This window comes from Chryseobacterium sp. C2(2020) (assembly GCF_014218915.1).
Lineage (GTDB): Bacteria > Bacteroidota > Bacteroidia > Flavobacteriales > Weeksellaceae > Chryseobacterium > Chryseobacterium mucoviscidosis.
Genome location: NZ_JACLCT010000001.1, coordinates 270,743 through 277,111 on the forward strand (window position 1 = coordinate 270,743; position 6,369 = coordinate 277,111).

Annotated in this window: 3 protein-coding genes; all 3 read right to left on the minus strand. The window is 36.6% G+C overall.

All coding sequences use genetic code 11. The annotated features are described in order from the left end of the window. Positions 1–23: 23 nt before the first annotated feature. Positions 24–1,496, minus strand: coding sequence for a D-alanyl-D-alanine carboxypeptidase/D-alanyl-D-alanine-endopeptidase (gene dacB / locus H6W52_RS01275; protein ID WP_116097922.1), 1,473 nt, complete (start codon positions 1,494–1,496; stop codon positions 24–26). Positions 1,497–1,655: 159 nt separating this feature from the next. Beyond that, positions 1,656–4,103, minus strand: a complete 2,448-nt coding sequence (gene priA / locus H6W52_RS01280) for a primosomal protein N' (RefSeq protein ID WP_116097920.1) — start codon at positions 4,101–4,103, stop codon at positions 1,656–1,658. Between the two features lie 858 nt (positions 4,104–4,961). Further along, positions 4,962–5,876: an AEC family transporter gene (locus tag H6W52_RS01285; protein WP_116097918.1), complete on the minus strand. Its 915-nt coding sequence runs from the start codon at positions 5,874–5,876 to the stop codon at positions 4,962–4,964. Between the last annotated feature and the right edge of the window lie 493 nt (positions 5,877–6,369).

Here is a 6,369-nt window from a genome sequence, read left to right on the forward strand (position 1 = left end):
TTATTCGTTAAATTTTAACAATTCTATAAATCTAAAGCAGGTTCAAGAATTTTTTCCATTCTTTTCTTTACCATGTCTACAGATCCTGCGTAGTTGTTCACCATTAAAGAGAAAACCAGCGTTTTTCCTGTATTCGTTTTCATGTATCCTGCTAATGTTTTTACTTTATTCAGCGTTCCTGTTTTTGCAAAAACCTGTCCGTTTCCAAGTCCGTTGAACATTCTTTTCAACGTTCCGGACTGTCCTCCAATCGGCAATGAATTTAAATATGTTTTGTAATATTTTTCATCCATTAAAGAGGTTAAGAATTTTGCCTGTGCAATCGGCGTTACGTTATTGCTTCTCGAAAGTCCGCTTCCGTCGATATAATTTAAACCAAGCATATCGAAACCTTCATTTTTAAGATGTTCCGTTACTACTTTTCTTCCGGATTCTGTGGTCTGGTCTCCAAGACTCTGAAAACCAACCGTTTTTAACAATGCTTCAGCAAGACCGTTATCGCTGTGCTGATTGGTATAATAAATAATGTCCGCTAAAGTAGGAGATTTGTAAACCGAAACTAATTTTCTGGCTTCAGGATTCGCATCCGTCATTTTCGGAGTCACTTTTCCTGTTACCGGAATTCCGCTTTTTACGAGAGTTGTTTTGAAAGAGTTTGCAAGATAAGCCGGAGCATCGGGTAATTTTGTTGTTAAAATTCCGTCGCCTTCGTATTTATCTGCATACACCATCTGGTTGTTGTACGGAGAAACGTAGAAAAATTTCTTATCGGTTGAAAAGTTGTTTCCTTTCTTTACAATCAGTTTTTCATTGGCAGGATTGATCTCTTTCGTTGTACCAACCGGCAAATAGTAATTATTGTTTTCCAACCACACAACATTTTCCGGAAGCTTCGAAATATTGCCTTTGAAAAGCGCTGTCTGGATAATAATGTCTCCATTTACCTTTTTGATTCCCTCACGAGAAAGTCCTTCTTTGAAATCTGTAATAATGTCTCTGTAAGCCCAAGCTCCGCCTTTATTGGTTCCTAAAGAAGGGTCTCCACTTCCGACGATGTAAAGATTTCCGTTTAACACTCCGTTTTCGTCCACTGTTCCTGAATACTCTAATTGGGTATTCCAACGATAACTTTCGCCCAGCATGTTCATTGCTGTTTCGGTAGTTAATAATTTCGTTGTGGAAGCTGGAACCAAAGGAGTATTTTCGTTATACGAAGAAATTACTTTCTTCGTTTTCGGGTCGTACACTACGAATCCCCAAGTTGCATTTTTCAGCACAGGATCGGTCATCATAGTGTTTACATTAATGTCTACAAGTTCTTTCGGCGACAAAATAGTTTTTTCCACCATGGAAGTGATGGGAGAAGGTAAGTTTAAACTGCTCTTCTGATTGTCGTAAGCCGGAGAATACAGAACTGTAGAAACGGTAGACTGTGCAAGAAAAAATCCTGAAGCCAGCACCGCAACACCTGAAATATACTTTCTGAAATTTACCATCTATTTTTCTTTTGCTATAGTTTGGATGGTTTAAAAATCAACGGGTTAAATTGAAATGTAAAACACCAAACATATAATCAACGATCAAATGTAGAAAATATTGTTGTATGGCAGTTCAGTAGACTATTATAAAAAGAGTATAAAGTTTGTTAAAAATTGTTAAAAATCTACAAAAACGTCTTTTCTGATGCTGTGGTACGCTGTAATTTCATCGAATTCTTTCAGACTTGTTAAAACTCTCTTTTTATACTCATCATACTTTTTTCCTTTGGGAAGTTTCAGCATGATCTGGAACTGATAAAGATTGTTAAGTCGCGCAATCTGAGCTTTTTCCGGACCCAGAACACAATCTTCGGGAAGATATTTTCTAAGGATGGATCCTAAAAACTGGGAAGCGCGGTTGGCTTTATCCTCTCTCCTGTGCTTCAGTTCTATCATAATAAGCTTTGTAAAAGGCGGATAATGGAATTTCTGGCGTTCCGTTAAAATATATTTGTAAATTTTTGCCGGGCTATTCATTTTAATTAACTGAAAAACAGAATGATCCGGATTAAAAGTCTGTATTAACACTTTTCCTTTTCCGGAAACTCTTCCCGCTCTTCCGGAAACCTGAGTAATGAGTTGATAAGCTCTTTCTTCGGCTCTGAAATCCTGAACATATAATAAGGAATCCGCTTTCGGAATGGCAACCAGCTCGATGTGATCAAAATCCAGACCTTTTGAGATCATCTGTGTCCCGACAACGATATCGGTCTCCCGATCTTCAATTTTTTCATATAATTTCTCGTAGGCAAATTTCTTTCTCATGGAATCCACATCCATTCTGTCTACTTCCTGATCGGGAAATAATTTAGATACTTCTTCATGGATCTGCTCTACTCCTACTCCTCTTTCGTTTAGATTTTCCGAATGACATTTCGGGCAAACTTTGGGTTTTGAGGCTCTCTGTCCGCAGTAATGGCATTTCATTTCGTTGGCAGCTTTATGATACGTCATCACCACATCGCAGTTGGAACAGTAATTTACGTAACCGCAGGTTTCGCATTCCACAACATTGGCGTAACCACGGCGGTTGTGAAGAACAATTGCCTGATTTTTTTCTTCCAACACTTTTTTAATTTCGTCAATAAGCTGTAAAGAAAAATTTCCGGAAACTTTTTGGGATTCCTGAGCTTCTTTGAAATTAATCAGTTCATATTCAGGAAGATTGACATTTCCAAAGCGCTCTTCCAGAAAAACATATTTCATTTTATCTTTTCTGGCGTTGTAATAGCTTTCCACAGAAGGTGTTGCAGAGCCTAAAATGACTTTTGCTCCATAAAAATTCCCAAAAACCAACGCCGCATCTTTTGCATTGAAATAAGGAGAAACTTCTCTCGGACGGTACGCAGAATCGTGTTCTTCATCCACAATAACCAACCCAACATTCTGGAAAGGTAAAAACAGAGAATTCCGTGTTCCGATTAAAACTTTAATATCATTCTGTCTGATTCTTCTCCAGACTTCCACCCTCTCAAAATCTGTAAGTTTCTGATGGTAAAACCCAAGTTGTCTTCCGTATTTTTTTTCTAATCGCTGAGTGATCTGTTTAGTTAAAGAAACTTCGGGAAGTAAAAACAGTACATTTTTTCCTTCGCTGATGCATTCTTCGATCTTTTCTAAATAAATATGTGTTTTTCCGGAAGAAGTTACCCCGTGAAGCAGGACATTTTTCCCTTCTTCAAAGGCATCATCCACTTCATTTTTCGCTTCTTTCTGGGCTTCCGAAAGTTCTTCGATCTCTTCTATTTCACCTTCATAGCTTTCGATGCGGTCTTTCTGCATATAATATTCTTCGACCAGATTTTTATCTGCCAAAGCCTTAAAGTGCGAACTTCCGAAATATCCGTCTTCAAAAAGTTCTGATTTTTTGATGGGTAAATCAGGATTTTCGGTTTGCTTTTCTAAAATATGGAGGAAAAGGTCTTTCTGCTTTTGCGCTCTTTTTAAGGATAAAAGTATTTCCGTAAGATTTTGCCGCTGTAAAACCTCATCATTGATTTTTACGTAGGCAACTTCTTTCGCTCTGTATTTTTCGGCAATTTTTTCGTCGATTTCAATATACTGCAAATCAATTAAAGAATTGACAGTTTTAATGATATCTTTTTTAGGAATAAATGCTTCAATATCAGTCAGATTAATCAATTGCCTTACTTCCAAAGCCTGAATGAGATACATTTCGTTAACATCGAGGTTTTCAAAGTCAACTTTCACATTCGGTTTCAGTTTCAGGTAGGTTTCACTCTCAAGTTTCAAAGACGAAGGAAACGCAAAACGGTAAATTTCTCCCAAACCGCACAAGTAATAGTCGGAAAGCCAGTTCCAGAAGTTAATCTGCTCCTGCGGAACAATCGGCTGATCGTCGAGAAGACTGATGACTTCTTTTGCTACGAAAGTTTCAGGCGCATTGTTGTGAAGTTCAAAAACAATTCCCGTATAGATTTTTTTGCCGCCAAAAGGAACCAAAACCCTCATTCCTGTCTGAATTCCTGTTTGCAGTTCTTCAGGAACTTTATAAGTGAAAGATCCTTTTAGGTTTAACGGTAAAACAATCTGGGCGTAGTTCAAGGGAAAAATTTAAAGTGTAAAATTAATTTTTTCTTTTGTGAACTGCAATTTTTTTGATGGTGTGTTTTTATGGGATCCTTTTAAGCGCAATGACCGCTAAGATTTTCTTTAAATGATTATGTATATTTTTCGTTCGCTAAGGCGTTTCACTCAGCGAATGAAATGATCACAAAACTTCCTTATCTGGTTGAGCATATTTTTCGTTCGCAAAGGCGTTTGACTCAGCAAATGAGATGATATATTTAAAGCTTATTATCAAAAGGAGTTTTGATTCTTTGGGAGCTGAATCTGTGTGGAAATAAGAATGAATCTATCCATCAATCCGTAGGATTGATATCTGTAAATACGATAAATAGTCTAAAGATAGCGTTGTTCCTACGGAACGCTGAATATCTTCCGAATATGATGTCTACACAGATAAAACTCTATAGAGTTTTCTACCATTTTACTTTAAACAATTTTTATAAAAATGAACATCAAGTTTGTCGTTCTGAAAGAATCTAAACCATACAAAATTTTTAAAATTTATCGGTTCAATTGGAGATTGTTTCGTCGCGCTATTCGTCGATATGACTTTTATTTAGCCCGGATTGCAACGGCATCCTTTTGGGTTGCGGGCGGAGCGAAGCGGAGCCCGTAACCCAAAAGATACAGTGGAAAGCCGGAAAAAGCTCCAAAAAAATGTTGAAGGGTTTAAGAGTTTGAGGGTTTGAGAGTTTGAGAGTTTAAGAAAGTTAAGCTTTAGTTCAATGTAAAGATTGCTAATCAAAATTAATTTTAACTGAAATTCAGCATACGTTTTGGCTAAATTGCTACTTATCTTTTTGTATAGTTTTTACATTAAAACAATAGTTGCTATTATCCACTAAAAAAATAATCGATAATGTAAAACCAGACTGCGGAAGTAAAAAAAGCTGCAATAATGCTGAAGCCGATCGTTAAATTGGTAAGTTTTGTATTTAATCGGTACTGCTCCGCAATAATGCTTGAGGTAACGACTGTAGGCATTGCCGATTCGAAGATGGTAATTCTGGCAATATTTCCTTTTATTCCGAGTAAAAGTGCTAATCCGAGCGTTATTGCCGGAGCCAGAATAAGTTTGTAAAACATGGAAACCGACATTTGGGGAATCAGTTTTTTCCAGCCATTGAATTTCAGTTGTAATCCGACTGAAAATAAAGCCAACGGACTAACTGTGGCTGCTAATTTATCGAAAAAAGGTTCTGCAGGAGTGAAATCGACGAATTGAGACAGAATCAATGCAGCAATACAGCCAATTAATGGCGGAAATGTAACCAATCTTTTCAGAATAAATGCTGCGCTGATCTTTCCGGATTTGCTTCCGCCTTTTAAAGCGGCAATAATTCCTAATGTTGAAAGTGCAAAAAACATGGTCTGATCACAGATAATGGCAATACTCAGTAAACTTTCTCCGTAAAAAGCCGAAATGAGCGGAAAACCGATAAACGAAGTATTGCTGTAGCCGCTTACGAGTTCCAGAGTACTTCGGGAACGCCGTGAATAGCCTTTGCTTTTGCTGTAAAACATCATAAAGAAAAAGCAAAAAACTGCCGTAAGAAAAGTCGCCACCACCGGAAACAGCATTTCTGCCGACCAGTGAACTTTCGGTAAATATTTGAATGAAACCGCCGGAAGTGCAAGATAGAGAATCCAGGTGTTGATTCCTTTATGCGCATCGGGATGGATGGATTTTGTTGCTTTGAAAACCATTCCCGCGATAATGCACACTGCAATCAGAACAAAATTTACCATAGTTTTGAATTATTGTGCAAATTTACGGTTGATAATGATTAATAATCGTTTCGAAATAATTTTTTTGAAATAAAAGGTAAAAATTTCAAAAATAAAAAGATGGGTATAATAATAACCGTTGTAGGCAAACTCAGAAGTTTTAAAATGAAATTTTGTTCTATTATTTTTTGTTTTTTACCCGACAATTTCCAGATCGATGGATAAAAAGTGCCTAAATTTTCAAATTTAGCTTTTTGGGTGAAGAAAAATCTATTTGGATTTTTTGTTTCGTCATATTTCCTGTTATATACCACAAATTTCTTATCGTAATTATTATGAGAATAAATAGTAAAACTTCTGGTAATATTAACGTGAATTCGGAGAAAAACATGAGGTGCTTAATGTCTAAAATTAATATTTTAGAATTGAACAAATACTAAAACACCTCATGAAAAACAAAGATATGCTTTTTGACGAAAATCTATTGATAGAAATCTTCATCAAAGCTGATGAC